The sequence below is a fragment of the Neobacillus sp. DHD-1R genome (genome assembly GCF_057747995.1).
Genome location: NZ_CM173232.1, coordinates 2616192 through 2640269, shown reverse-complemented (window position 1 = coordinate 2640269; position 24078 = coordinate 2616192). Strand labels below are relative to the sequence as shown.

Genomic DNA, 24078 nt, shown 5'->3' with positions numbered 1-24078 from the left:
CAGATGTTTCATCTTGATTGATTATTGTTTATTCCAATTGGCCGGATATAAAGAAAATAGAAAGGTTCCTCTGGAAACAGCCTCATAAACGATAGGCGTCCCCTTTTCTATGAAAAATGAATCTCCTTCCTTACCTACAATGGTTTCTCCATTAGATTCAATTATTATTTCACCTTCGGTTACATACAATATTTCATCATAACGGACTGTCCAGGGAAATCTACACCTCTCCATCTTTACCATTCCGCCGCCAAGAGTGGGAGAAAGTTCATCTGTTACAAACCGAGCGATTTTCGCCCCGCCAGTTCCGATTGTTCCATCTAATGGTTCAAAAAAATATCCCTTTTCTTCTAATAATTTGACACCCATCAAATTCCTCCTTATTTACCAACCGCCATACGCAACCCAACCACCATCGACATTGTAAATGGAACCCGTTACATAACTCGATTCATCTGATGCTAGAAATAATACAACGTCTGCCACTTCTTTAGTCGTACCAAAACGATTTAATGGTGTACGTCTGATTACATCAGCATCCCCATATCCACCAGCTTCCTGATCAGTTTCATCCAATGGCGTTTTAATATAGGCAGGAGCTACACCATTAACACGAATATTTTTTTCTGCCCATTCTACGGCCAAGACTTTCGTTAACCCATTCATCGCAAACTTTGTTGAACTATATGCGGCTCTCATAGGGACACAAACTTGACCATAAACAGAAGTGATATTAATGATGGATCCCCCATTACCCTGCATATATTTAGCCGCTTCTTGGCAGCCGAAAAAGGTACCAGTCAGATTCGTATCAATAACAGTCCGCCAATCTTCTTCACTTAATTCAATGGAAGGGCCAATCCGGTTGACTCCTGCATTATTTACTAGGACATCTACCCCACCAAACTTCTCAACCGTCTTTTCCATTAGTGCAATAACTGATTGCTTATTGGACATGTCTGCCGCAATAGCATATACGTCGTATCCCTTTTCTTTAAGAGCTGCAGCCGTCTTGTCAGCTCGTTCTTGACTTCTAGAATTCACAACAACTTTGGCACCTTCTTGGGCAAATCGTTCCGCAATTGCTTCCCCAATTCCCATACTTGAACCTGTTACAACACAAACCTTATCTTTTAACCGCAATTTGATCACACTCCAGGCTTATTTTTTAATTAAAGATGGAAACTTGTTTCCGCAACTGTTTCGCCTTCCCAACACTTTCAATTCTTCTTTCTGCAAATAAATCGGCAGCTTTATAAGTCGGTATATTCTCTGTTTTTGAAATATGAATTAAATCGGTCATCGTCTCATAGATTCGATTGACAGCATTGATCCCTCTTTGTTCATTAAATCCACCTGGTTTGATTCGATCTGTATCAAAAATTGTCCCACCGGCATTGGCAATATAATCAGGAGCATAAAGGATACCTAATTCATCTAAGAAATTACCATGCTTCTCTTCAGTTAGCTGGTTATTGGCAGACCCAGCAACAATCGTACATTTTAACTCCTCTATCGAACGATCATTGATAACTTTTCCAAGGGCACAAGGGGAATAAATATCAACATCCAATGCATGAATTTTCTCTACTGACTCTATATTTGTTCCAAACTCGTCGGCTACTTCTTTAACCCTCTTATTATCAATATCTGCAATCGTGATTGTTGCTCCTTCTTGCGCAAGGTATTTAACCAGATGATACCCTACATTTCCAACACCCTGAACCGCAACTCGTACACCATCAAGACTATCCGTTCCAAGTTTCTCCTTAGAGCAAGCTTTTATTGCTTGGTATACACCAAGTGCTGTATAAGGTGAGATTTCTCCCGCACCGCCAAATTCTCGTGGAAGCGTAACAACATAGGGAGTTTCCGACCGAATCGTTTCCATATCTCTTAACGTCGTACCAACATCCTGACCAGTAATATATAACCCATTTAACCGATTGATAAAGCGTCCAAATGCCCTAAACAAAGCCTCACTTTTTTGCTTTTTGGGATCTCCAATTATAACCGCTTTTCCCCCGCCAAGATCCACTCCAGCTGCAGCATATTTATACGTCATACCCTTTCCAAGTCGGAGGGAATCCTCAATTGCGTCCCATTCGTTTTGATAGGTCCACATTCTTAAGCCGCCAGTTGCTGGTCCCAATGTTGTATCATGAATACAAACTACACCCTTCAGACCGGTATCGTTATCATTGAAAAAAAACAGATTTTCATAATTGTATTTTTCTAAGTATTCATAGATTTTACCTTCCATGTCTTCACCCCAAAATTATTGTTATAGTTTGCTAGATTTAAACAATTCTTGCTTTTAAATAGGAAAGTACATCACTTTCGATAATATTTTGTTGCTGGTATCTAGTCGTCTCTTTTTCATTCTGCCAGAGTACCCCAGCGGTAAAAGGATTTTCAGAAAGTAAGGAAACGAACTCTGGGCTTGTTTCCGCCGGACGATCCAGATAGGTAATTTTCTTTTTGTAAAAATCGTATCCCTGTGCTTTGTTAAAAACGACACACGGGCTAAAAACATTAATTAAGGAAAAACCATCATGTTGTATTCCTTTTATAATTAGGTCTTCTAACTGTTTTATGTCACCAGAGAAGCCTTGACCAATGAAAGAAGCTCCTGACGACCATGCTAAAAGCAGCGGATTTATTGGTTGGTCAAGATTCCCCTTGGGTGAAGTTGATGATTCATACCCTAATGGACTGGTTGGTGACGTTTGTCCCTTTGTATTTCCGTATACGGAATTATCCATTACAATATACGTGACAGGTAAATTTCTTCGAGCAGCATGAACTAGGTGTCCTACTCCAATTCCATATCCATCACCGTCACCACCTGCTGCAATCACCGTTAATTCTGGCCTTGAAGATTTAATCCCTAATGCAGTAGGTAAAGTTCGACCATGTGTAGTATGGATAGAATACCCCCCAAAATAATGAGATATTTTCCCACTACAGCCGATCCCTGAAACAAGCACAGAATTTTCTGGTCTAATATTTAATTTTGCTAAGGCACCTTGGATTCCCCTTAATACACCAAAGTCTCCACATCCAGGACACCATGTTGGTGAATTTCCATTTGAAAAATCCTTTGCAGTTAATGATGCTGACATTTTATCCCCCCTAATTTGTCAGATTACTAGTGATCCCGTTTAAAATGGTTAAGACTTCTTCACTAAATTCTTTATCTGTGTAGTGTTCACCATCAAATCTTAGCAGGGAATACACCTCTTTATTTGCTAACCCTGGTTCTAAAATGGTTCGTATTTGAGCTTTGGCATTATACTCTGCGACAACGATTCTTGCAGAATTTTTCAATGCTGCAGTCAATACTTCCTTAGGTAACGGAGCAAGTTGCCGTATTAGCAGCCCTTGATAATCGCCTGGATTGTCTTTAACAAAGTGTTCGATTAATTCTCCCATTGCGCCTGTACCAATAATGGTAATTGGAGCTTTTTCATCACCGACTCTTGTTAATGACCGATTGTAGTTTATGGAGTTCGCCTTATTTAACCTTCTGACATGCAACGTACTTCGAACTTTTTTGAAATCTGGCTCCATTAGTCCTCTTTCATCATGTTCATCCCCACTAGCTACATAAGCTCCACCTTTTACACCTGGAACAGTTCGTAAAGGGGGCGAACCATCTTTTGATTCAAATCTAATATAAGTGCCTTCAATTGGCGTTTCTAATATAGTTGCGCCTCTATCGATTACAACAGATTTGATAGCGCTTTCAATTTTTTCCCATGGAATGGATATTTTTCTAAGTGCAAGATCTAAATCTAAAGCAATAATCACGGGGCATTGATAATATTCTGAGAGGTTTAGTGCTTCTTGAATTGTGACAATACAATCTAAAACACTAGTTGGGGTGAGTAGGATACGGGCAAATTCCCCATGTCCTGCATTCATAAGGTGTAATAAATCACTTTGTTCGGTTTTGGTTGGCATTCCCGTTGATGGTCCTCCACGCTGATTATCTACTAACACCAGAGGAATTTCTGTTGCTGCTGCATAACCTAATCCTTCGGTCATTAAAGCTAAACCTGGTCCACTTGTAGCAACAAAAGTACGTTTACCCGCGTAACTGCATCCTACTGCTGCATGGATTGCCGCAATCTCATCCTCTACCTGGAAGACTCCTCCTCCTAATGGCGGCAGCCACTTTGAAAAGTTCTCCAAGATCTCCGATGCAGGAGTAATAGGGTACCCATAATAATGACGAACTTCTCCAGCAATTGCCCCAAGACATAAGGCATCATTTCCTGAGATAGTTGCATTTTTTATCCCAAGCGGTATCAGGGGCTCCTCGGATAAAATCGTTAATCCCAATTGATAACCTGCTTCAAATAAATCAGTATTTTTCCCTTTTTTAAATTTCCTTTCCACTTCAGAGGTTACCAGTTGATATGGAATTCCTAGATGTCCGCAAATAATCCCTAAAGACCAAACATTAAATCCAAGTTTAGGAGAATTACTTTGATGTTCACTTGGTATATTCCTTACATTTATTGGGCCAAATATCTTTGATTTATCCTTTAATCTAGGTAGATAACGATCCACACCCTCTTGATTCCAAACAACTGCCAAGTCGATGTTTTCTATTCTTGGTGGAGAATCAGTTTCAAATTTATCAGCAATATAAATCTCAAAAGCAGTATTTCCTCCACGAATAATGGTTGAAAAATCTCGCCAATTCCGATGAGTATACCCAAGAGTTTCAATAACTTTTGAAAGGATTTCTCCAGCGGTTTCAATCCCCTGCCCAGTTAATCCAAACAATGCAATACTTTTCAATAAATTCCCTCCCTTTGTTAAGAAAATATCTAGTCGTAATATATAATATCTGATATATTAGATATTAATACCAATAAATTTAATTGTCAATAATTTCTGAATATAAAATATATTTTGTTAACGGAGGGAATGATCATGATAAATGCTGCTTTCGATAACCGAAATTTAAATGAAAAAATTTATTACTTTTTAAGGAATAAAATTGTAAATAATGAATTAACGCCGGGAACAAAAATCGATTATAATGAAATTGCTAACGAGTTGGGAGTCAGTAAAACTCCTGTAAGAGATGCATTGCAACTTCTCTCACAGGATGGTTTAGTGGATGTTAAAAGCAGGTCTGGCACATTTGTAAGTCAGCCCAATGTAAAAGATATCGAGGAAATATATGAAGTTAGAAAAGCACTGGAAAGGCAAGCAATAAAATTATCAATGGCATATATGCCACTGCAAACTTTGGAAAGTATTTACCAAAATGTCTTGGATGTGGATCATGATATCGATACAGGGAACTTCGACTCCTTTTTTCAGTCCGATCGAAATCTCCACAAAACCTTCATAACCTATTCAAAAAACAGCCGCTTAATAAAAATGATGGAATCGCTAGAAGCACAAATAATCTGGATTGGTGTAATAATTGCTCACTCCCAGGAAAGACCCCGCCAGGCAAATAACGAACATAAAGAAATTCTTATTGCGCTTTTAAATTCAGATATTCTATTAGCTCAAAATTTAATGGAGGAACATATCGAAACCATTAAACAAATGACATTGAAGGATTTTATGTAAAAATATATATTATGGGATTAGGTAGTTGTTGATTTAAAGTCTTTCTTTTAAGTAAGATTCCACGTCAGAAACAAAGGACCTTTTTTGAATTTATTAAACTATTAATATTAGGAAAGGGATTAGATTTAAAACGAAATTCTAGCACTTCCAAAAAATGCCGGGCACCCTCCAGTAATTGGATAGTGCCTGACACTTATTTTCCATGAAATGTCCTCTAATAAATAACGATCACTTGTTCATTTCTCTCCGGTTTTGACTGTCCTAAACTTCTAATCCTGCTATTCCGATGCCGCCAGGTCCAGCATGGGTAGATATCATTGCGCCTGCTTGAATCCATTTTACATTTTTGAAACCTGTTTCTTTTGCAATTTCATCCATCCCCTGCTTGATTCTTTCATCAAGTCCGATAGAGTAAAGAAGATAGAGTTGTTCTCTATCAATTTCGTATTGATTTAAATAATCTCGCATGAGCTTTTCTGAAACGATATCCATTTTCCCACGATATTTTTTGGTTGAAACAAGCTTTCCATCAATTAGTTCAATACGCGGCTTTATTTTTAACAAAGCCCCACCGAGATAAGCTAGATTACTAACTCGCCCACCAGCTCTTAAAAATTCTAAACTCCCCGGAACGAAAGCCAGTCTTGATTTAGGAACCTTTGATTCAATCCATGCTACTAATTTAGCAGGATCAATTGAAGATTCATTCTCTAATAAGGTAACCGCATACATCACAATCGCCGTTAATCCACCTGTTACGTTCAAAGCGTCAATTAGAAAAATATCATCCAATTCTTCTGATGCGATGATTGCATTTTGAAAGGAAGAAGATGCCTTTGACGTATAACCAATATGTATGATGATACAATCTGGAAAATCATTTTTTATCTTCTTGAAAAATTCGAGATATTCATGGGAATTTGTAGACGTTGTAGAGGGTATTTTTTTTGTCCGCTCGTAATAGTCATAAATCTCCGTTACAGGTAACGAACCATCTAAATAATCCTGCCCATCCATAATCACATGCATCGGAACGACTTGGACATTATGTTTATCAGCTAATTCTTTTGGTAAATCCGCACCACTCTCTGTCGACAAAATAATTTTTCTCATAAATATCCCCCACTTCTAAATAAAAAGGCGTAATTTTACGTTTTCCACTTTTTGTTCTTCTCTACTATACATCAAAAGGTGGATAGGCTTCACTTATCCAGAAATATATATTAAAAAATAAAGCGCGAGGTGCCTTCCAATAATTGGATAGTGCCTGGCGCTTTTTTTGTAAGATTTGTAGTCTTATTCCTTTTTCTGCCGAAATAAATCAACCGATTTATACCCTTGTGATAAGATATCGACCATTTGTGCTTTTCGTTTTTCTTGTGAGCTCTGTTGTTTTGCAGAAAAGATATAGCGAGCCCAACCTCTTTGATAACCAGGTGTTAATCCCCTAAAAAATTTGAGTTCATTTGGATAATCCGTTAAAACAGCTTCTATATCTTTCACATTATCCTCATAATCGGCTACACACTGACTTGCAGCGGTTGATTTTTTGGTTTTCTTTTTCTCCCGCTTTAAACCAATGATCGTAAACACTTCATCCATACTGACCATCCGCGAAAATTTTAAATCGCTTTTTTCTACATATCCATCTTCGGCCACTTTCATAGCTGGAAAGATTTCATCTCTATGTACAAAGGTTTCATACCGCTTATTCCCTTTTTTTGGATAAGCAAAAAATAGGTATCCTTTTTCAAGTAATTGTTGCTCCTTGATGATGCTATCAGTATATTTCACCATTTCGTCAATCGTTTCTACAAAGATGAAAATAGCATCATGGCCTCCAGATAATGCCTTCTGATATCCATTAAATACATCATAATCACTTGGTTGATTAAGAACGGCCATATTTTTATACTTGTCAAGATTTAATTTGTTGATAATTGTCATAATCTTCTCCTTTACGTTAAGTGCGATTCATTAAAAACCATTATCCTTTGTATGCTTTCTGTAATTCCTCAAGATCAAATTTCTTCATTTTAAGAAATGCTTTCGTTACGCGTTCTAGTTGCTTAGGTGTGCCCTTGCTCATCATCTCATCCATCTCACTTGGCACAATCTGCCAAGATACACCAAACTTATCTTTTAGCCAGCCACATTGCTCTGCTTCAGGAACTGCAGAGAGTTTTTCCCAGTAAAAATCAATCTCTTCTTGTGTGTCGCAGTACACCATAAATGAGATTGCCTCGTTAAAACTGAATTTATGCTCGTGCGCGCTATCCATTGCGGCAAACCACTGATTTTCAAGCATAAAATCAGAGAACATGATCGTTCCTTCTTTGTCAGGTTCCATGCCTTTAGGGTAGCGGGCGATAAGTCCCTGCTTTGCGTTCTTAAATACTGATAAATAAAAACTAATCGCCTCTTCCGCCTTACCGCATTTATCACCGACAAACAAAAGTGATGGCACTATTGCAGGCCGCTCTTCACCTTCTGGATTGGTTAGGATTAACTGCCAGGACAAACCATACTTGTCCTGAATCCAGCCATACATCTCACTGAACGGATACTTACCAAGTGGCATTAACACTGATCCACCTTCGGACAATTTGTTCCAAACCTCATTTAATTTTTCTCCTGCGTCTTTTTCTCGCGATGGGTCAAAATTAACGATGAAAGATACAGACGGATTGATTTTGAAAAAAGGTCCTGCGCTGATTGACACGAACTTCTGCCCCCATAGCTCAAAAGTGATAATCTCGGAGTCGCCAGAGGGTGTATCGTGGATTGTTGTTACATCTGTAATTTTCGAGTCCGGGAATATGGCAGCATAAAACTCGGCTGCTTCTTTTGCCTCCTTGTCATACCATAAATGCGGAACGATTTTTTCATTTGTATTTGACATCGTTATTCCTCCTTTAATTTTCTGAACATTTTTATACGACAAGAATGGACCAAAAAAATACCTGTGAAATAAGTATAATCCAATTGCTCTGTATTATTAGAACAATACTTCACTTGTCTTAAAATTTCTCCCGCTTACTTTTTAAGATTAAACTGTTCTAACGGAATAAGACCAGTCTCATCCTCAATCGGGTTGCAGTCCTGCTTCTTTACACTATTTAAGTGGAAATTCAAAAGGTCAGGATATTCCTCTACTTCTTTTCTCCCCCTTTCACTAATAACATAGGTGCCTCTCTTAATTCTTTCAAACCAGCCATAATAGTTTTTAACTAGAATGGAGGAAGTTTTGTCTCCAGTTCCTAACTGAATTAAGGTTTTCGGAGATAACGGCCCGAAATGCCTTAAGTAACAAGCAATTTGAATACAATTCTCTTTATAAGCTGTCATTATTTTGGTCCGAGTGCTTCCGCCAACATTATAATCTGTACTTCGCCCATTGATTTCCTTCAAAACAGATTCTCTCTTTAACTTGCTTTGACCCCTGCTTTTGCCACGATTTAACGGTGATGGATGGAAGACTATTTCTGTCTTCGCCTGTTTCAATGGATTCGAAACCATAATTAACCCTAACTCAAGCCGTCGAATTAAATGGCATTTATCAGCCCACCGTCTAGAATTTAAGCGATACTTTGGTTTTGGGATTGCAATATATACTTGATCCGTTATACGCTGTCGTTTGGCAGCTTGTATGAGCAAATCAACGCTTAACGATAGTTTTAATTCAATCACAACTAATTCCTCAGCTTTAACAGCAACGATATCACAATCTTTTACTTCACCGTAAACCTCATAACCTTCCATTACAAAAAATGTTTGAATTGGTTTATATAAATCCATCTCTTGCAGCTTTTTTGTATCCGTCATTACACCATCACCATCCAATTCAAACCAACACACTTCCCAAAAATCGTTTTTAGAACCGATGAACTAGATTTTATAAATAAAATGTAACCTATAATTTGTTCTTGGAAAAGGATGTTCTTCTAATAAATTAATAAAATTTACTAATATAGATACATTGATCACGGATAAAGAGCCACCTCCTATATTTTTAGAAAAATCAGACGTTTAAATTGAAATCGTTACATTTAACAATTCAAATCGATAAAGGATAGATAAGGAAGTATTAAAAATAAGGAAAAGAGGTTAGAGAATGGTACGTGTTGGAGTGGTTGGTACAAATTGGATAACAGAACAATTGCTACATGCCGCAAAACGAGTTAAAAACTTTGAACTAACAGCCGTTTATTCCAGAACGAGTGAACGGGCAAATGAATTTGCAAATAAGTATAATGTTGAAAACATTTTTACGAATCTTGAAGAAATGGCCTCAAGTTCAATAATTGATGCGGTATATATCGCTACACCGAACTCCTATCATGCAAACCAAGCGATATTATTTTTAAAGAACCGCAAACATGTTTTATGTGAAAAACCTTTAGCAGCAAATGCAACAGAAGTAAAGAAAATGATTGAAACTGCAAAATTAAATAATATGTTATTAATGGAGGCCATGAAATCGACACTTCTTCCTAACTTTTAAATCATCCAAAACAATCTACACAAAAAATTGGCCAAATTCGAAAATTTTTTTCAAGCTATTGTCAGTATTCATCGCGTTACGATAAATATAAAGAAGGAATTGTACTAAATGCTTTTAATCCAATTTATGCAAACGGATCATTGATGGACCTTGGTACATATTGTATATATCCATTAATAGCATTGTTTGGAGAACCACTTGATATAAAAGCAACTAGTATTATGTTGGATTCAGGTGTTGATGGTGAAGGTAATGTGCTACTTAAAAATGAAGATTAAGAAGCAGTCGTTATGTATTCAAAAATTAGTAATTCTTACTTACCTAGTGAAATCCAAGGTGAAAATGGCTGCATGATTATAGATAAATTGCACACACCAGAACAAGTAGAGATCCGTTATAATGATGGTTCTATTGAACAATTAACAGTTGAACAACCGTATCCTGTAATGTATTACGAAGTAAAAGAATTTTTAGATTTAATCGAAAATGGAGAAACAGAGTCTTCAATAAACTCTTATAATAATTCATATAAAACAATGAATGTGATGGATAGAATAAGAGAACATATGGTCTTAATTATCCAAATGATAATCAGGGTAAATCTGATCTTATTTAAAAATGACAGGATGATGAAATGATGTTTGGTGGGTATGAATACGGTATTAAACCGGACTCATGACTGTCTTAAATTCTCTTCTTATTGGTATTGTATTAAGCGTCTATCGTAATGCTTATTATAATCTCTCCTCGTAAATTTGTTGCAATTGGACAAAATAGATGACGGGGCAGTGCGGCTAACACAATAGCACTGCCCTCATTTGAGGAATTAAATAAGAGAATTGAAGATTATATCCATTATTATAATAACAAACGGATAAAGCAAAAATCGGGAGCCATCGTGTTTTATCCCCCATAAAAACTCTTGGATGAACACAAACAAATCCCTTCCTTTTCAGATAAGCTTATTAAATGCTCTAAACATTCATTTTCTAAATTTTAACATATTGTTTTATCTATGGTTTAAATATCTGTGAATTTATTGAACTAACAAAGGCATTCGAGCCTTCGTACTTTAATCTAAAAGCCCATTCCCTATGTATTCAAAAGTATCTTTATTTGCATAAACAATCATATTATTTGGAACTGATTTACTTTTAGTAGGAAAATCAATCAAATACACTTCTTTTCCTTCATATGATTTGTCATCAACTTGAGTCATCATATTTTCATTCAGAGTAATTTTAGAAACCTTACCATCTTTCCAAGTACCATCAATCCATTCTCTTTGTTCTGAAGACAATTGCTTCCAAACTATTTCTCTGACATCATCTTCTTTGATAACCTTATTACCTTGTTCGCTAATATTAACAACACTTTGGTCAACGTTTTTTAAGGCTCCTTTTATTAACATTGATACTCAACAATAAAGTCCCTTTTAGTAAAAGTTCACAATAAATCACGAAATCATTAACTGGACTGCTTCGTCATAACAATAAGAAAAAAAGAGAGTGCCATTACCGCAGCAGTCCCCTTCTTATACTCTAGCCCCCGTTTGTTTAAGTGAAAATGTTCACAATTAGGAATCAATTTTATATCAAAATAGAGCCTTGTTTATTCATTGTTTACTTATCTAATTTTCGAATGTCCTAAGTATAACCACCTGCATCAGAGATAACCTACCTTATGGAGGTGCTAAACATGGGTCGAAAATTTGATCAAAACCTTATAAAATTGCTTTATTTCTTTGGTATTAGTTCCTTTATTTACTTAATTAAAAAACCACTTGCAAAGGACTGGCTCCTAGTTTTCTTTATAAAAAGTTATTATGCATCATTGGTCGATAAACTGGTTGTAAATAAAGGTTATGTTAAATATCCCATCCGATTTCCAAAACAAGTTAAAACAAGTGTGGTGTTTGATTACATAATTTTTCCAATTTCTTGTGTCTTTTATAATCAACTGACTAAGGATTCTCGCATCCTTCAGTGCCTTTTAAAAGTTCTGTATTTCAGTGTACCGATGACTATTACTGAGCTATGGCTAGAAAAAAATACACAGCTTGTTAAATATAAAAAGGGGTGGAATTGGAAAACCACTTTTTATTCGCTTTCTTTTTCCTTTTTATTGGTCAGATTTTCAATGTCTGTTATAAGACGTCTCTTCAATAATAAATACGATTTTTCTTAGATGGAGGTTCTTAATCAACAATAAGAGTAAAAAGGATCAGGCATTTCTTCTTTCTTTCGTATTATAAGTTCAACCAGATATTTCTGGTTGAACATTTTTCTTAGCCACTAGAAAAAAGACCGCAGCAGCAATCATCCTCAGCCATCACAATAAATGAATTTCCCCCACTTTATGAATATTCCAATCCTTTAAGATAATTTACCAATTTTAAAAAAAATTAAAGAATGTTTCCCTCCTATTTATGGAACAATACAATTGATTGTATTAACGAATAAGGAGGTTAATTAGAAATGGATAATCAAAAATTAGCCGATCATGAGTCATTGGATCTACATGAAGTTATTAATTTTAAAACCCTTTGCTTAGCGAAATCAAAACTAATGCAAGGACTGGTATTTGATCATGATTTGAGAGCATTAATGCAAAAAGATGTTGAACAATCCATGCAAGCGCTTGGAGAATTACAGGCAATTTATCAACGTGCACCTTTTGAAGCTCCTGTTCCTCAAAACCGGCCAACACCAATAATAAATTGAAAGGGAGGCAAATTCATTGAACAATGACTATTTAGACCCTATAAACTCGCTACACGTACCAGAGCTAGCAGATACCACATTTGCGATGGATCTACTTCTTCGTGCCAAAGAAGGTGTTCGCAATATTGCTGTCGCATTAACGGAGTCCGCATCACCTGATGTTAGAACCCTCTTACGTAACCATTTAATGCAAGGGATTGCCATGCACCAAGAAATTACAGAACTAATGATTGGTAAAAAATGGTTTCATCCATACGAACTAAGTGAACAATATCAATTAGACCAACTCTCTGCCAACAATACATTGATGATTGGCAAAATGAATCTATTCCCTGTTGAGACCAATAGAAAAGGTATGTTTGACCGGACACCTGATGAACACTAACACTGGAGGATGTAACCAATGAAGGCAGTAACGTATCAAGGTATTAAAAATGTTGTAGTCAAAGAAGTTCCAGATCCAAAGATTGAAAAACCAGATGACATGATTATTAAAGTAACGAGTACTGCTATATGTGGGTCTGATTTACATTTAATTCATGGCATGATTCCTAACCTGCAAGAAAACTATGTTATTGGCCATGAACCAATGGGAATCGTCGAAGAAGTTGGTCCAGGTGTGACTAAGCTAAAAAAGGGAGATCGTGTCATTATTCCTTTTAATATAGCATGCGGTGAATGCTCTTACTGTAAAAACCATTTGGAAAGCCAATGTGATAATTCTAATGATAATGGTGATATGGGTGCCTATTTCGGATATTCTGGTACGACGGGTGGCTATCCAGGTGGGCAAGCTGAATATTTAAGAGTGCCGTTTGCCAACTTTACTCATTTCAAAATTCCAGAGACTTGTGAAGAACCAGACGAAAAGTTAGCAGTTATTGCCGATGCGATGACTACTGGTTTTTGGAGTGTTGACAATGCAGGCGTAAAGGATGGAGATACAGTTATTGTTCTTGGCTGTGGTCCGGTTGGTCTTTTTGCTCAAAAATTCTGTTGGTTAAAAGGGGCAAAGCGAGTCATTGCCGTTGATTATGTCAATTATCGCCTGCAGCACGCAAAGCGCACCAACAAAGTAGAAATTGTTAACTTTGAGGACCATGAGAATGTAGGAAGTTACCTGAAGGAAATCACCAAAGGCGGCGCTGATGTTGTCATTGATGCAGTTGGTATGGACGGTAAAATGACTGATATGGAGTTCCTTGCGAGCGGGATGAAGCTTCAAGGCGGAGCATTAAGTGCGGTTATCATGGCTTCACAAGCAGTGCGTAAAGGCGGGACAATTCAAGTTACTGGCGTTTACGGCGGCAGATATAATGGTTTCCCTCTTGGAGATATTATGCAGCGAAATATCAATATCCGCTCCGGGCAAGCACCTGTGATTCACTATATGCCATATATGTTTGAATTAGTTTCGACCGGAAAAATTGATCCAGGAGATGTCGTGAGTCATGTACTTCCACTTAGTGAAGCAAAGCGGGGCTATGAGATTTTTGACACAAAAATGGATGATTGTATAAAAGTCGTGTTGAAACCTTGAGGAAGGAGGTATAAAAAATGAACTACGCCTTACATGAAGTTCTTGAGGTCCATGAGATGGCTGCATTTAAGACCACTTGTTTGACTAAGTCCAAAACGATGAAAGCGTTAGTTACAGATCAGCAATTAAAAGATATTATGCAGCAAGACATTGATGTATCTACGAGACAATTACAAGAATATGCTTCTATCCTTTCCAACGCTAAGCAGTAAATTAGGAGATGAATGAACATGAATCCAATCATTGAAACTTTAACGGGCATGGACGGACTATCGGATCAAATCGTTGCAATGGATTTATTGATTGCAGCTAAAAGTGGAGTTAGAAATTATGCCATGGCAGTTACGGAAGCAGGAACGCCGGAAATTAAAGAAATGCTCACTCGCCATTTAATGGAAGCTCTTGATATGCAGGAACAAATTTCCGCATATATGGTAGAAAAAGGATGGTACCATGCTTGGGATACAAACGAACAAATCAATTTAGATTTAAATAATATCAATACAGCATTGAACTTACCGCCTCTATACTAATAAAATAGGAGCAGTTTAACATTACCAATCTAAACTGTTCCTAATAAACCATTTATATTTAAAGGAGGGAAATATACAATTTCCCTCCTTTTGTAACGGCCATTTTCTTTTACATTTACAAATTTGAGGTCTTTTCTTTTAGGGTTAGAGCTAAATTAAGCCAATTACGACCTATTGGCTCCATGCTTACCTGTTCAAATTTTACAAAAAAATGAACCAACTATTTTTTATTATCAAATGGTAGGAGCAGGAAATTCATCAATTTTTATACGAAGTAAACTATAAGGTTTCTGTCGTAAGTCTTTTCCATAATGAAATCTAGCCTGCCGATGTAATTGGTTCACAATGACATACAAATATTGATCCGGACCAATTGAAAAAGTATCCGGCCACAAAATTCTCGGATCATGTGCGATTGTTTCCATTATGCCATTCGGCAATATCTTACGGATACTGTTGTTTTCATAGTCTCCAGCATAAACGGTTCCTTTTGCACCTGTGATCATCCCATCAGAAGCACCTTTTTCTCCCCAATACTCCACATGATATAGTAAATCCATGTCCGATATCGTTCTGTCTCTTAGGGCTTCTGTTGAGATCGAGAACAGATGACGACTGGTAAGTGGACAGAAAAATAAAATCTTTCCATCGGGAGAAATCGCTATACCATCAGACGCCAATCTAAAGGGAGAAGCCCCGCCATCTGGATTTCGATTCATCAAAATTTCACCTTCTACTTTCGGTAAAAAATAGGGATCCGGTGAAGTTGAATTTGCTCCATTTAACCGTCTAAACGCGTTTCCATTTTCTAAATCTACGATGATAATTGCTCCTGGTCCTTTGGAAGATGAATCGGTTATATATGCATAACCAGCTTTTCCAACACGAAAATCAAATCGGACATCATTCAGATAAGTTGTGGGCAGGACAACATCTTCTGTAAAGGTATATACTTTTCTTATTGTATTGGTTTTTAAATCAACAGCGACTAGTTTTGCCCCTCCTTTTATTGGTTCAGAAAAATTCGGTGCCGCTGTATCTAATATCCAAAGCGTTCCCCTTCCATCAGCAACTACACTTTGGACACTGATGAAAGTCATTGTGATATTCTCGGGGTTAACCAAATTGGTTTGTAAATTAGGATAAGGCTGCAATTTATCCTCAACAATTTCCGCCACCGTAAATTTAACATCGTCTCCCCATTTCGGAAAGCAAATGAAAAAACGACCGGTTTCTGAAACAGTAACACCTGTAGGCATAGCCCCATAAAATGCATAAACTAGTTCTAAATTACCGAAATATTTTTCACTAGGTAACATATGTTTCATAATATCCTCCTCAAGCATTCAAACTGGATATCTCCTATATATGATTTATATTTTTTCTAGTGCATGTTTCTTAAAAAGTTTTTCTATACGAAAAGATGATTGAATTGATTGTTTTCGAAATTTAATAAGTCTGTCAGAAGAAAGGAAACATTTTAATTTAAAGGTCTCCAGATGAAGTAGAATTCAATTAGCAGGTAGCGAAGTTCAATATTCCCGAATCAACGTTAAGCTGTTATAAATAAAATTTTCATCTTTTTAATGTCTTAATTTTAATCCATTATAAAACTAAAATAATGACCTAATGGATAGGAAAATACATATTACCGAACAAACATAAAAGAGTAAAGCCGTTTTAAAATTCCTCCTAAATTTAATACCGTAAGCACAAAAGAAGATAGCCGCCGCAAATTTGGAACAACTTCGCAAATAAGCATGATTTGAAAAAATTGAACTGCTTAAAATAATTGAAGTAAGGAAAGTTATAGAAATTAATATTTTGAACCACATAGGTTCATTCAGAAACACTTTAATCATAAGTTTTATCCGTTGCATGAGGTTACAGCTCCCCTCAATTAATATTTATTTAAGCATATGTCAATATTTAAAAAGTATCCCCTTTCAGCACCACGTGCATTTGATAGTCGTCCCCCACCTTTCTATATGGTTACTTATCTATTACCTGTCATTTAATATTCCTTATTCACTAAACTGAACCATTAGTAAAATAAAAAAGGCTGCAAAAGCAACCTCATCCTTATTCAACATTTACTACCTATTTACCAATTAAGTCGGTACCATATGAGTTATCTATCGCACACAGCCATTCGCCTTGTGGATTTTTCTTAAACACATATGTCGCCCTTCTATCCATTAAAAATTCGTTATCTTTTTTATCAGCATCAAGTAGGGTTTGGGAAATAACTAATACGGTATCACCAGTTTCTAAAATAATCATTTCTCCCTGTGTTGGTAAAAGGGAATTATTGAAGTAATTTGCAATTGCAATGAATGCTTTTTTTATTTCTTCTCTACCTCGTGCAATCATTCCAGGTTTTACAACTAAAATTGCGTCCTCGGTATAGTAGTTCATCAAAGTATCAAAATCCTCCTGTTTGATTGCAAGGTCGCACTTCTTAATAAAATCTTTCAATTCGTGTTCCATCAAAATACCCCCACCGAGATAACATTATCAATATAAACAAAAACCGGTTAAGCAATTGCTTTTCCTTTAACTTTTTTATACCTATAGTCTCCGTTTACATTAATTATTTGGATATCCATTCATATTGAATATCCGGTAAATTTTCTTCATTTTCGTGTCCTCTACCAAAGATTTCAAATCCATTCTTTTCATAAAATCGTTGTGCGTCTTCATTTACTTCAAATGTATATAATGTTAATCTCCCACTTGATTGTTCTTTTACCTTGTCAAGTAATGTTTGACCTATTCCGATTCCTTGATAATCAATATGAATATAAAGTTGGCTTATTTCCCTTTTAGTATAGGCAATCATTCCAACTACTTTGTCATCAATTAACGCTAAATCTATTTGATACTGCTTAGATAATATAATATTTAAAAAATAAATATGATTTTCAAAGCTATGAATTTCTTTCTGACCAATTGCCCGTTCCTTACTATCTAGCCACATTCCCACTGTCTGTTCAGCATATGTAGGATTATACTGAGTTATTATAAATTTGTGTTGGTTCACTACAATACCTCCTTAAAAGTTGTTTACGAATTTATCTGTTGTTTCCTGTCTTTAAAATTGATGAAATAATACACGCTGTGAGTATCTTATTTTGAAAAAATTTCTTTCTATCTTCTTTCAGTATCCTGCACAGATAGTTCAATACCTACCGTTTTCATTTCTATAATCAAGGCAATAATTCCTCTAAATAACCGGTAAGGAGGAATTATTATGTTATTATCAATAGCCTGGGAACTTTATGAATCGAATAAAAGAATTGAAGGATTCTCTCCCCAGACATTATCAATATTTATCTGATTTTCTCCGCCAACTCTAAAATAATTCCCTCTGGACCACGAACGTAGCATAACTTATAACTTTCTTCATATTGCTGTATCTCACTAAAGATTTCCGTGCCTTTCTTTTTCAATTTTGCAACAATAGCTTCAATATCTTCAACAGCAAAGCAAATATGTCGGATACCCAGCGTATTTGCAAAAGGTTGCTGAATATCTTTTTCATCTGACGGCGTATAAAATTTGACTAGCTCTATCCATGCCTGACCATCTGGCATCCCCAATCCTACACATGCCGTTTTAACATCATGAAGCCCAACTATTCTGTCCAACTGTTCTCCATCCAATTCCCATTCCGCTTGCACTTCAAGTCCTAAATCAAGAAAAAACGCTTTAGCCTCTGAAAGATCATTTACGTTTATACTCACATGATCTATTCTATTGATCTTCATATCTCATACCTCCTATGTTCCTGTTATTTTCAATACCTGTATTCGTGTAAGGTTTGTTTGAAATTCTAATTCGCTTAAAACGGGAAAATATCCTTCTTCAACAAATCTGCCAGTTAGTTCAACAAAAAGTGCATCACTCCTACGGGGAGTAATGCACTCGTATATGAAGAAGAGCTATTCTGTACCTCTAATATGTGTGAAAGGAAAAAAAACAAACTCACTTTGTCCAACAATTTCTTCTTTTGAGAAGAAGCCTAAGCCGTTACGACTATCCTTACTGTATAATCTATTATCACCCATAACAAAAAATTTGTTTTCAGGTACTTTTAACGGTCCAAAGTCTCCGGTTAATTGACTCCCCATTTGTTTAGCTAATTCACGATTTTGTGAAAGATAGGATTCTTTGAAAAGAACACCATTGATAAATAATTTATCATTTTTCATTACAACTGAATCTCCGGGGAGACCAATTATTCTTTTAACATAGTTCTCTTCTTTACCTTTAATAACTACTATTTCTCCTCTTTTAAAACTATCCGTTAAATTTAATTTATTTACGAAGATTTTTTCGTGATTATGTAATGTCGGCTCCATAGATGCACCTTCAACTATGTAAGGAGCAACGAGGAATGTTCTTACGACAAAAGCTACCCCCATTGCAATGAACAATGATTTACCCCAACTCTTCAATTCCTTTTTTGATTTTAAGTTCATTTAACCAACTCCCTAATTTCCTTATAAAAATATTTTGCGTTAATATTTATATTCTTTTCATTGTCTTATTTTTCCTTCTTATTAAACTAAACTGCCCGTTTGTTGAAAAACAAAAAAGCACCTTTTTAACGCAATGCCCTTGGTGTATACCTTTATAGCTGTATTAATGAGGATAAAGCGTGCTTCCTAAACATATAGTGAGTAAAACTACCTCAGCTGGGTAGTATATGTTTAGGATGGTGTGCGTTCATATTTAACATTTTCCCTATTAATAAACGAGGAAGTGAATAGATGAATCACAGTGACGAACGCAATAACTTTGGTGGAAATGTAGAAGAAAGTGGCAACAACCAAGCTGGGAGTAATGCTAATCTAGGTACCAGTGACTTTGGTGAAGCAGTTGGAACTTTTACTGATGCCGTTGCAGGTGCTATGATAGGTGCTCCATTTGGACTAATTGGTACTGTTATAGGCGGTGTTTCAGGCGGTGTTATCGGTAACCAGATGGTGGAGACGGCTGAAGCAGATAACAATACAGCATCCAATAATCCTGATGTGAGTAATAATATTAACCCTATAAATAAGTAGCTATTTTTCATAAGGATTTCAATCAATTTAACAAGAAAATGTAAATTCCCCGTAAACCTCAGATGTTGAAGAACCGCTGCATGGTTGCTAACGGGTGAAATGTCTAGAGGAAGAACTCAATAATGGGTTCTTTTTCTTTTAATATTCTATACACCAAGAACGTTTAACAAAAAAACTCATATTCTTCGTGTTCTTCGCCTAACCTTCCCAGTTACTTGAAAAAGAAAAAGCGATCCTTCGTAATTGAAGTATCGCACCCGTTTGTTTAAGTACATTATTTCACAATCTTTTGTAAAATAAAAATGAGATACCAATTTATGCACCGACATCCTTAAGGTTAAATAACGAACGAAAAGGTGTGTTAATCATGATTAACACACCTTCCTTATAACGTATATGTTTTAGCCATTATTCAAAATCTTTTTGATTACATTTACAAATAAGCTTTTTTCTTCATCTGTTAGATTTTTAATTTGTTGCATTTGGAACCCAATCAAAACTTGGTTCAGTTGTCATTGTTGACATTAAAGGCTGAGTGATTATGCCTTTAATCGGTTATTATAATGAACCAGTCGATCTATTTCGGCCACCATTCTGCGACATTTAATATAATCCCTTTTACGGCGTTTTTCGACTTCCATTCTCACTGAATGATTTTTTCTGTACTCTTCATAACCTACACCATGAGCACTACGCATCGCTTTTTCCATTTCACACGTATAACTTAATTGTAAATCATTGATAACAAATCATTCCTTTCAGTTATTTTCACAAAGTCGAAATGTTCTTTTACGTGGTCTTCATCTTATCATTGAATTCTAAATCAAACAAAGTCGAAAAAACGGTGTATTTCGCTGTATTATGGAATGTCATCCAAACTGGTTCATTTATCACTTTAAATACTTATGATTTTAGCCATTTCCTTCCATATAGCACATTCTCAGACATTATCACGAACAGTGACTGTCACTGTTCGCCTTTAAAAAAATATAAATTTGTCTATAAACTTTAAATAATCTGTACACAGAGTTTACAAGGATTTAATCTTCAGATGATAAAGTTAGTTTACCAACGGATGAGGAGGCAATATAAATGAATGTGCGTGCAGTATTTATTGATATGGATGGTACACTACTAACAGCCTCAAACAACATTTCCCGCCGAAATTTGGAAGCCATTTACAGGCTCATTAATCAAGGCGTTAAGGTTTTTCTAGCTACAGGTCGACACTATGAAGTAACCGCTCCATACCATAAAGAAATTGGATTAACAACTCCAATGATCTGTTTGAATGGTGCCGCTATTCACGAGGCAGAGACAGGAAAAGCTAAACAAATGATTACCGTCCGAGTGAACGAAGACCGATTCCACCACCTAACCGCTGAACATCCTTGTAATGTTATCATTCATACAGCTAATGGGCTTTATTGTAAGGAAACAAATGAAGAAATCGATTATTGGACAAAAGTTGGGCAAATTCCGCCCCGGTATATTGGAGATTTAAGACAGGCCAATTATCTAGATGTTCTTAAATATAGTGTTCGAACAGGTGCACCAAGTTCTGAATTATCCGCTTTGTTTAAAATGGAAGCAGAAGTCATCGATTGGAATGACGGGTTTGAGTTGATTGCTCCTAATGTTTCCAAATGGTCTGCTATCAAGAGCTTACTTACAGAATATCGACTTAGTTCAAATGAAGTCGTCGCCATTGGGGATGGACCCAATGATATAGAGATGCTTCGTAATGTCGGTACTGGTGTGGCAATGGGGAACGCTAGCGAAGCGGTTAAAGTAGCAGCTGATTTTGTTACAGGTCACCACGAAAATGATGGATTAGCGGAGTTTATCGAACGTTATCTTCTTAAATCATATCAATCATATGCGATTTAGTGCTTTTTATAAACACTTTTTCTAATAAAAAAATGGCAGGTATGATTCATACCTGTCATATTTCTTTTTCATTGGATAGTGCCTGACTCTTTTTTCTGGTGCCTTTACATTTAAATAGGTATGTTATGTTTGACTTAATTGACTCGATTAGTTTAATTTTGATATCAAGCCAAATAAAGCTTTATTATTTAATAGTTGTTACGTCTACTGTTTTTGATTTCAGATCAACAGAATTCGGAATAATCCCTTTTTCAAAAGTAAAATCTGCAATATCTTGCCAACCATTACGCACTTTTTCATCGACATTTTCTACTGGGTAAATGGCACCTTGTAATTGTTTTCGCGCTACTGATTCAGCCACACCTTGTGAATCGTCAATTAATTTTACTGCTTGTTCCTTGTCTTTCGCTAAAAGTTCAGCCTCCTCATTTAGACCTTTAAATATTTCATACACTAACTTAGGATGTTTTTTTTAAAAACCATTTCGAACAACATAAATGGTATCATTTTCTGATTCTATGTCTCCTGCATTAATGACTAACTCTGCCTTGTATTTTTCTTGAGCAAGTGCTGTAAATGAACCCCATGTAGCCCAGGCATCTACTTCTCCACTTTCAAATGCAGGTCCCGCTTCAGTTGGAGGAATATAAACATTTTTTACTTCACTAGCATCTAGTCCACCTTTTTCTAGTGCTTTATATAGTAAGTATTCTCCCGTACCACCACGGTTTACAGCTATCTTTTTGCCTTTAAGATCGGAAGGTTTTTTAATACCGGCTACTGGCTTTGCAACAATACCTTGATTACTATAATCGCTTTGTTGTTTTGCAAAGATGTAAATTCTGATGTACCACCTACGAAAGCACTTATTCCGGCTGTAATAGATCCAAGAGTTATATTCGTTATCCTTACTTATCATCTGATTTATTAATATTTATTATAGGCTCTGTTAAAGGTAATTGTTGATATTGATACCTCCTCGAATACTTGTTATAGTCAAAATAAGAACAAGTGTTCATTAAATCTAAACAAAGGGGAATTAGCCACGAACGAATATGTGTTCTTATTTCGAGAGACCGTACAAAAGCAACCTTCTGTAAAGTTGCTGGTATGGGTTCTATTGTGAAAACTAAAGTCGATACTTTAATTGGTGCTAAACCGTCTAACGAAAACGTGCTTGTAACCGATGCTTGGAGAGCTTATAAAACCTACGCAAAAGAAAAAGGCTTAGCGCATTATCAGATTAAATCAGACTTTGGCAAACACGTTATTAAAGGCCTGTATCACATTTTAAATATGGATGGTCTCCATTCTCGTTTGAATGAAATATTGAATATCGGGACAGAAGAATCAATATCTGAATGATAAAAGGAGGAAGAGTTATGTCAAATAACGTAAAACAGAGAAGAATAATTTTAGATTTAGCAGTTACTTTAGATGGTTTTATTGAAGGGAAAAATGGAGAAGTTGATTGGTGCATTATGGACCCTGATATGGGGTTCACTAATTTCTTGAATCAAATTGATACTATTTTATATGGTAGAAAAAGCTACGATTTATGGGGACAATATATTCCAAAAATTGAAGACACTGATACCGAAAAAGAAATTTGGAAATTGGTTCAAAGTAAAGAGAAATATGTTTTTTCCAGAACACAAATAGAGACTGATAATCAAGCAATATTTATAAATGAAAATATTCTTGAAGCAGTAAATAAATTGAAGAATAAGCCTGGTAAAGACATCTGGCTATATGGCGGAGCAAGTCTCATTACAACTTTTATAAATTTAGGACTTGTTGATGAATTTAGATTATCCCTTCACCCTGTTATTTTGGGAGAAGGAAAACCGTTGTTTATTGATATAAAACAGAGGTTGAATTTAAAAATGGTTCATACAAGAACATTCTCTTCTGGCGTTGTGCAACTAATCTATCATTGGAATGGTAATTAATAATATCGTTCATTCCAATAATAAATAGTAATAAATATCATTAGGTAATACTCGATATTAGTTGTCACTTATTCTACTAATGGATATAGTTATTGCAATAAGAATGGGAAACCTTTATATAATGGATTTCCCTTAATCTTATAAAATTTCCAATATTAAATGTTAACAGAGCTTAATTTGTTGCTCTAACATTTGTGCAATAGTAGATTTCCCTAAAGCCATTATGCTTGTTACACTATAATTTCCTTTTCGAAATGTCATGA

At 35.8% G+C, this 24078-nt stretch carries 31 protein-coding genes and 1 pseudogene; 14 read left to right on the top strand and 18 right to left on the bottom strand.

The genetic code is table 11. The features are described from left to right. Window positions 1–21: 21 nt before the first annotated feature. The 5 genes from AC3ANL_RS12745 to AC3ANL_RS12725 are packed head-to-tail and all read right to left on the bottom strand — an operon-like array spanning window position 22 to window position 4812. On the bottom strand, window positions 22–369 hold the full coding sequence (locus AC3ANL_RS12745; RefSeq protein ID WP_488329569.1) for a cupin domain-containing protein: 348 nt from the start codon (window positions 367–369) through the stop codon (window positions 22–24). Window positions 370–384: 15 nt separating this feature from the next. Continuing rightward, a complete protein-coding gene (locus AC3ANL_RS12740; protein ID WP_488329568.1) occupies window positions 385–1143 on the bottom strand; it encodes an SDR family NAD(P)-dependent oxidoreductase in 759 nt (252 codons plus the stop codon). Window positions 1144–1168: 25 nt separating this feature from the next. After that, on the bottom strand, window positions 1169–2263 hold the full coding sequence (locus AC3ANL_RS12735) for a Glu/Leu/Phe/Val family dehydrogenase (RefSeq protein ID WP_488329567.1): 1095 nt from the start codon (window positions 2261–2263) through the stop codon (window positions 1169–1171). A 37-nt stretch (window positions 2264–2300) separates the two neighbouring features. Further along, on the bottom strand, window positions 2301–3125 hold the full coding sequence (locus tag AC3ANL_RS12730) for a thiamine pyrophosphate-dependent enzyme (protein ID WP_488329566.1): 825 nt from the start codon (window positions 3123–3125) through the stop codon (window positions 2301–2303). Between the two features lie 10 nt (window positions 3126–3135). Then, window positions 3136–4812 (bottom strand): 2-oxoacid:acceptor oxidoreductase family protein, encoded by a 1677-nt coding sequence (locus AC3ANL_RS12725; RefSeq protein WP_488329565.1) that lies wholly within the window; start codon window positions 4810–4812, stop codon window positions 3136–3138. A 135-nt stretch (window positions 4813–4947) separates the two neighbouring features. Between AC3ANL_RS12725 and AC3ANL_RS12720 the strand changes: the two genes are divergently transcribed. Beyond that, complete coding sequence (locus AC3ANL_RS12720) at window positions 4948–5601, top strand: GntR family transcriptional regulator (protein ID WP_488329564.1); 654 nt, start codon at window positions 4948–4950, stop codon at window positions 5599–5601. A gap of 261 nt (window positions 5602–5862) precedes the next feature. On the opposite strand, the gene AC3ANL_RS12715 is transcribed toward AC3ANL_RS12720, so the two are convergent. From AC3ANL_RS12715 to AC3ANL_RS12700, 4 genes are all read right to left on the bottom strand, one after another. Then, window positions 5863–6714 (bottom strand): DegV family protein, encoded by an 852-nt coding sequence (locus AC3ANL_RS12715; protein ID WP_488329563.1) that lies wholly within the window; start codon window positions 6712–6714, stop codon window positions 5863–5865. 183 nt (window positions 6715–6897) lie between these two features. After that, window positions 6898–7548 carry a YdeI/OmpD-associated family protein gene (locus AC3ANL_RS12710; RefSeq protein WP_488329562.1) on the bottom strand — a complete coding sequence of 217 codons (651 nt, stop codon included), beginning with the start codon at window positions 7546–7548 and terminating at the stop codon, window positions 6898–6900. A 40-nt stretch (window positions 7549–7588) separates the two neighbouring features. Then, window positions 7589–8503 carry a VOC family protein gene (locus AC3ANL_RS12705; protein WP_488329561.1) on the bottom strand — a complete coding sequence of 305 codons (915 nt, stop codon included), beginning with the start codon at window positions 8501–8503 and terminating at the stop codon, window positions 7589–7591. A 134-nt stretch (window positions 8504–8637) separates the two neighbouring features. After that, window positions 8638–9426, bottom strand: a complete 789-nt coding sequence (locus AC3ANL_RS12700; RefSeq protein ID WP_488329560.1) for a DUF2161 domain-containing phosphodiesterase — start codon at window positions 9424–9426, stop codon at window positions 8638–8640. 289 nt (window positions 9427–9715) lie between these two features. Between AC3ANL_RS12700 and AC3ANL_RS12695 the strand changes: the two genes are divergently transcribed. From AC3ANL_RS12695 to AC3ANL_RS12685, 3 genes are all read left to right on the top strand, one after another. Continuing rightward, window positions 9716–10105 (top strand): Gfo/Idh/MocA family protein, encoded by a 390-nt coding sequence (locus AC3ANL_RS12695; RefSeq protein ID WP_488329559.1) that lies wholly within the window; start codon window positions 9716–9718, stop codon window positions 10103–10105. Window positions 10106–10395: 290 nt separating this feature from the next. Further along, entirely contained in the window at window positions 10396–10743 is a 348-nt protein-coding gene (locus tag AC3ANL_RS12690) for a hypothetical protein (protein ID WP_488329558.1), read from the top strand. Window positions 10744–10907: 164 nt separating this feature from the next. Next, window positions 10908–11021 carry an IS3 family transposase gene (locus AC3ANL_RS12685; RefSeq protein WP_488329719.1) on the top strand — a complete coding sequence of 38 codons (114 nt, stop codon included), beginning with the start codon at window positions 10908–10910 and terminating at the stop codon, window positions 11019–11021. A gap of 156 nt (window positions 11022–11177) precedes the next feature. Here AC3ANL_RS12685 and AC3ANL_RS12680 read toward each other — a convergent pair whose 3' ends face one another. Further along, window positions 11178–11516 (bottom strand): hypothetical protein, encoded by a 339-nt coding sequence (locus AC3ANL_RS12680; RefSeq protein WP_488329557.1) that lies wholly within the window; start codon window positions 11514–11516, stop codon window positions 11178–11180. Between the two features lie 272 nt (window positions 11517–11788). Here AC3ANL_RS12680 and AC3ANL_RS12675 point away from each other — a divergent pair, with 272 nt between their 5' ends. The 6 genes from AC3ANL_RS12675 to AC3ANL_RS12650 all read left to right on the top strand — a co-directional run bounded on the left by AC3ANL_RS12675 (window position 11789) and on the right by AC3ANL_RS12650 (window position 14901). Next, window positions 11789–12292, top strand: coding sequence for a CBO0543 family protein (locus AC3ANL_RS12675; protein WP_488329556.1), 504 nt, complete (start codon window positions 11789–11791; stop codon window positions 12290–12292). Between the two features lie 290 nt (window positions 12293–12582). Next, complete coding sequence (locus AC3ANL_RS12670; protein WP_066255762.1) at window positions 12583–12828, top strand: spore gernimation protein GerQ; 246 nt, start codon at window positions 12583–12585, stop codon at window positions 12826–12828. A 16-nt stretch (window positions 12829–12844) separates the two neighbouring features. Next, window positions 12845–13213, top strand: coding sequence for a spore coat protein (locus tag AC3ANL_RS12665; RefSeq protein WP_488329555.1), 369 nt, complete (start codon window positions 12845–12847; stop codon window positions 13211–13213). Window positions 13214–13231: 18 nt separating this feature from the next. Then, the gene (locus AC3ANL_RS12660) at window positions 13232–14368 is read left to right on the top strand and encodes a zinc-dependent alcohol dehydrogenase (RefSeq protein ID WP_488329554.1); all 1137 of its coding nucleotides are present in this window, start codon (window positions 13232–13234) and stop codon (window positions 14366–14368) included. A 17-nt stretch (window positions 14369–14385) separates the two neighbouring features. Continuing rightward, window positions 14386–14580, top strand: coding sequence for a hypothetical protein (locus tag AC3ANL_RS12655; RefSeq protein ID WP_488329553.1), 195 nt, complete (start codon window positions 14386–14388; stop codon window positions 14578–14580). 18 nt (window positions 14581–14598) lie between these two features. After that, window positions 14599–14901, top strand: coding sequence for a spore coat protein (locus tag AC3ANL_RS12650; protein ID WP_488329552.1), 303 nt, complete (start codon window positions 14599–14601; stop codon window positions 14899–14901). Window positions 14902–15134: 233 nt separating this feature from the next. On the opposite strand, the gene AC3ANL_RS12645 is transcribed toward AC3ANL_RS12650, so the two are convergent. From AC3ANL_RS12645 to lepB, 5 genes are all read right to left on the bottom strand, one after another. Next, a complete protein-coding gene (locus AC3ANL_RS12645) occupies window positions 15135–16229 on the bottom strand; it encodes an L-dopachrome tautomerase-related protein (RefSeq protein WP_488329551.1) in 1095 nt (364 codons plus the stop codon). A gap of 772 nt (window positions 16230–17001) precedes the next feature. Then, window positions 17002–17391, bottom strand: a complete 390-nt coding sequence (locus tag AC3ANL_RS12640) for a YybH family protein (RefSeq protein WP_488329550.1) — start codon at window positions 17389–17391, stop codon at window positions 17002–17004. A gap of 103 nt (window positions 17392–17494) precedes the next feature. Then, window positions 17495–17944, bottom strand: coding sequence for a GNAT family N-acetyltransferase (locus AC3ANL_RS12635; protein ID WP_488329549.1), 450 nt, complete (start codon window positions 17942–17944; stop codon window positions 17495–17497). A 289-nt stretch (window positions 17945–18233) separates the two neighbouring features. Continuing rightward, window positions 18234–18671: a VOC family protein gene (locus tag AC3ANL_RS12630; RefSeq protein WP_488329548.1), complete on the bottom strand. Its 438-nt coding sequence runs from the start codon at window positions 18669–18671 to the stop codon at window positions 18234–18236. Between the two features lie 174 nt (window positions 18672–18845). Next, window positions 18846–19385, bottom strand: coding sequence for a signal peptidase I (gene lepB / locus AC3ANL_RS12625; protein ID WP_488329547.1), 540 nt, complete (start codon window positions 19383–19385; stop codon window positions 18846–18848). Window positions 19386–19676: 291 nt separating this feature from the next. Between lepB and AC3ANL_RS12620 the strand changes: the two genes are divergently transcribed. Then, complete coding sequence (locus AC3ANL_RS12620; RefSeq protein ID WP_488329546.1) at window positions 19677–19973, top strand: hypothetical protein; 297 nt, start codon at window positions 19677–19679, stop codon at window positions 19971–19973. A gap of 539 nt (window positions 19974–20512) precedes the next feature. Here AC3ANL_RS12620 and AC3ANL_RS12615 read toward each other — a convergent pair. Beyond that, window positions 20513–20671 (bottom strand): YuzK family famiily protein, encoded by a 159-nt coding sequence (locus AC3ANL_RS12615; RefSeq protein ID WP_488329545.1) that lies wholly within the window; start codon window positions 20669–20671, stop codon window positions 20513–20515. Window positions 20672–21065: 394 nt separating this feature from the next. Here AC3ANL_RS12615 and AC3ANL_RS12610 point away from each other — a divergent pair, with 394 nt between their 5' ends. Further along, window positions 21066–21863, top strand: a complete 798-nt coding sequence (locus AC3ANL_RS12610; RefSeq protein WP_488329544.1) for an HAD family hydrolase — start codon at window positions 21066–21068, stop codon at window positions 21861–21863. A gap of 184 nt (window positions 21864–22047) precedes the next feature. Here the strand turns inward: AC3ANL_RS12610 and AC3ANL_RS12605 are convergent, their stop codons facing one another. Then, window positions 22048–22317 carry a hypothetical protein gene (locus AC3ANL_RS12605; RefSeq protein ID WP_488329543.1) on the bottom strand — a complete coding sequence of 90 codons (270 nt, stop codon included), beginning with the start codon at window positions 22315–22317 and terminating at the stop codon, window positions 22048–22050. A gap of 18 nt (window positions 22318–22335) precedes the next feature. Continuing rightward, complete coding sequence (locus AC3ANL_RS12600; RefSeq protein WP_488329542.1) at window positions 22336–22782, bottom strand: NrtA/SsuA/CpmA family ABC transporter substrate-binding protein; 447 nt, start codon at window positions 22780–22782, stop codon at window positions 22336–22338. A gap of 101 nt (window positions 22783–22883) precedes the next feature. Between AC3ANL_RS12600 and AC3ANL_RS12595 the strand changes: the two are divergent. Beyond that, a pseudogene (locus tag AC3ANL_RS12595) lies at window positions 22884–23189 on the top strand (IS1595 family transposase); the annotation flags it as partial. Window positions 23190–23245: 56 nt separating this feature from the next. After that, a complete protein-coding gene (locus tag AC3ANL_RS12590; RefSeq protein ID WP_488329541.1) occupies window positions 23246–23815 on the top strand; it encodes a dihydrofolate reductase family protein in 570 nt (189 codons plus the stop codon). Window positions 23816–24078 lie beyond the last annotated feature (263 nt).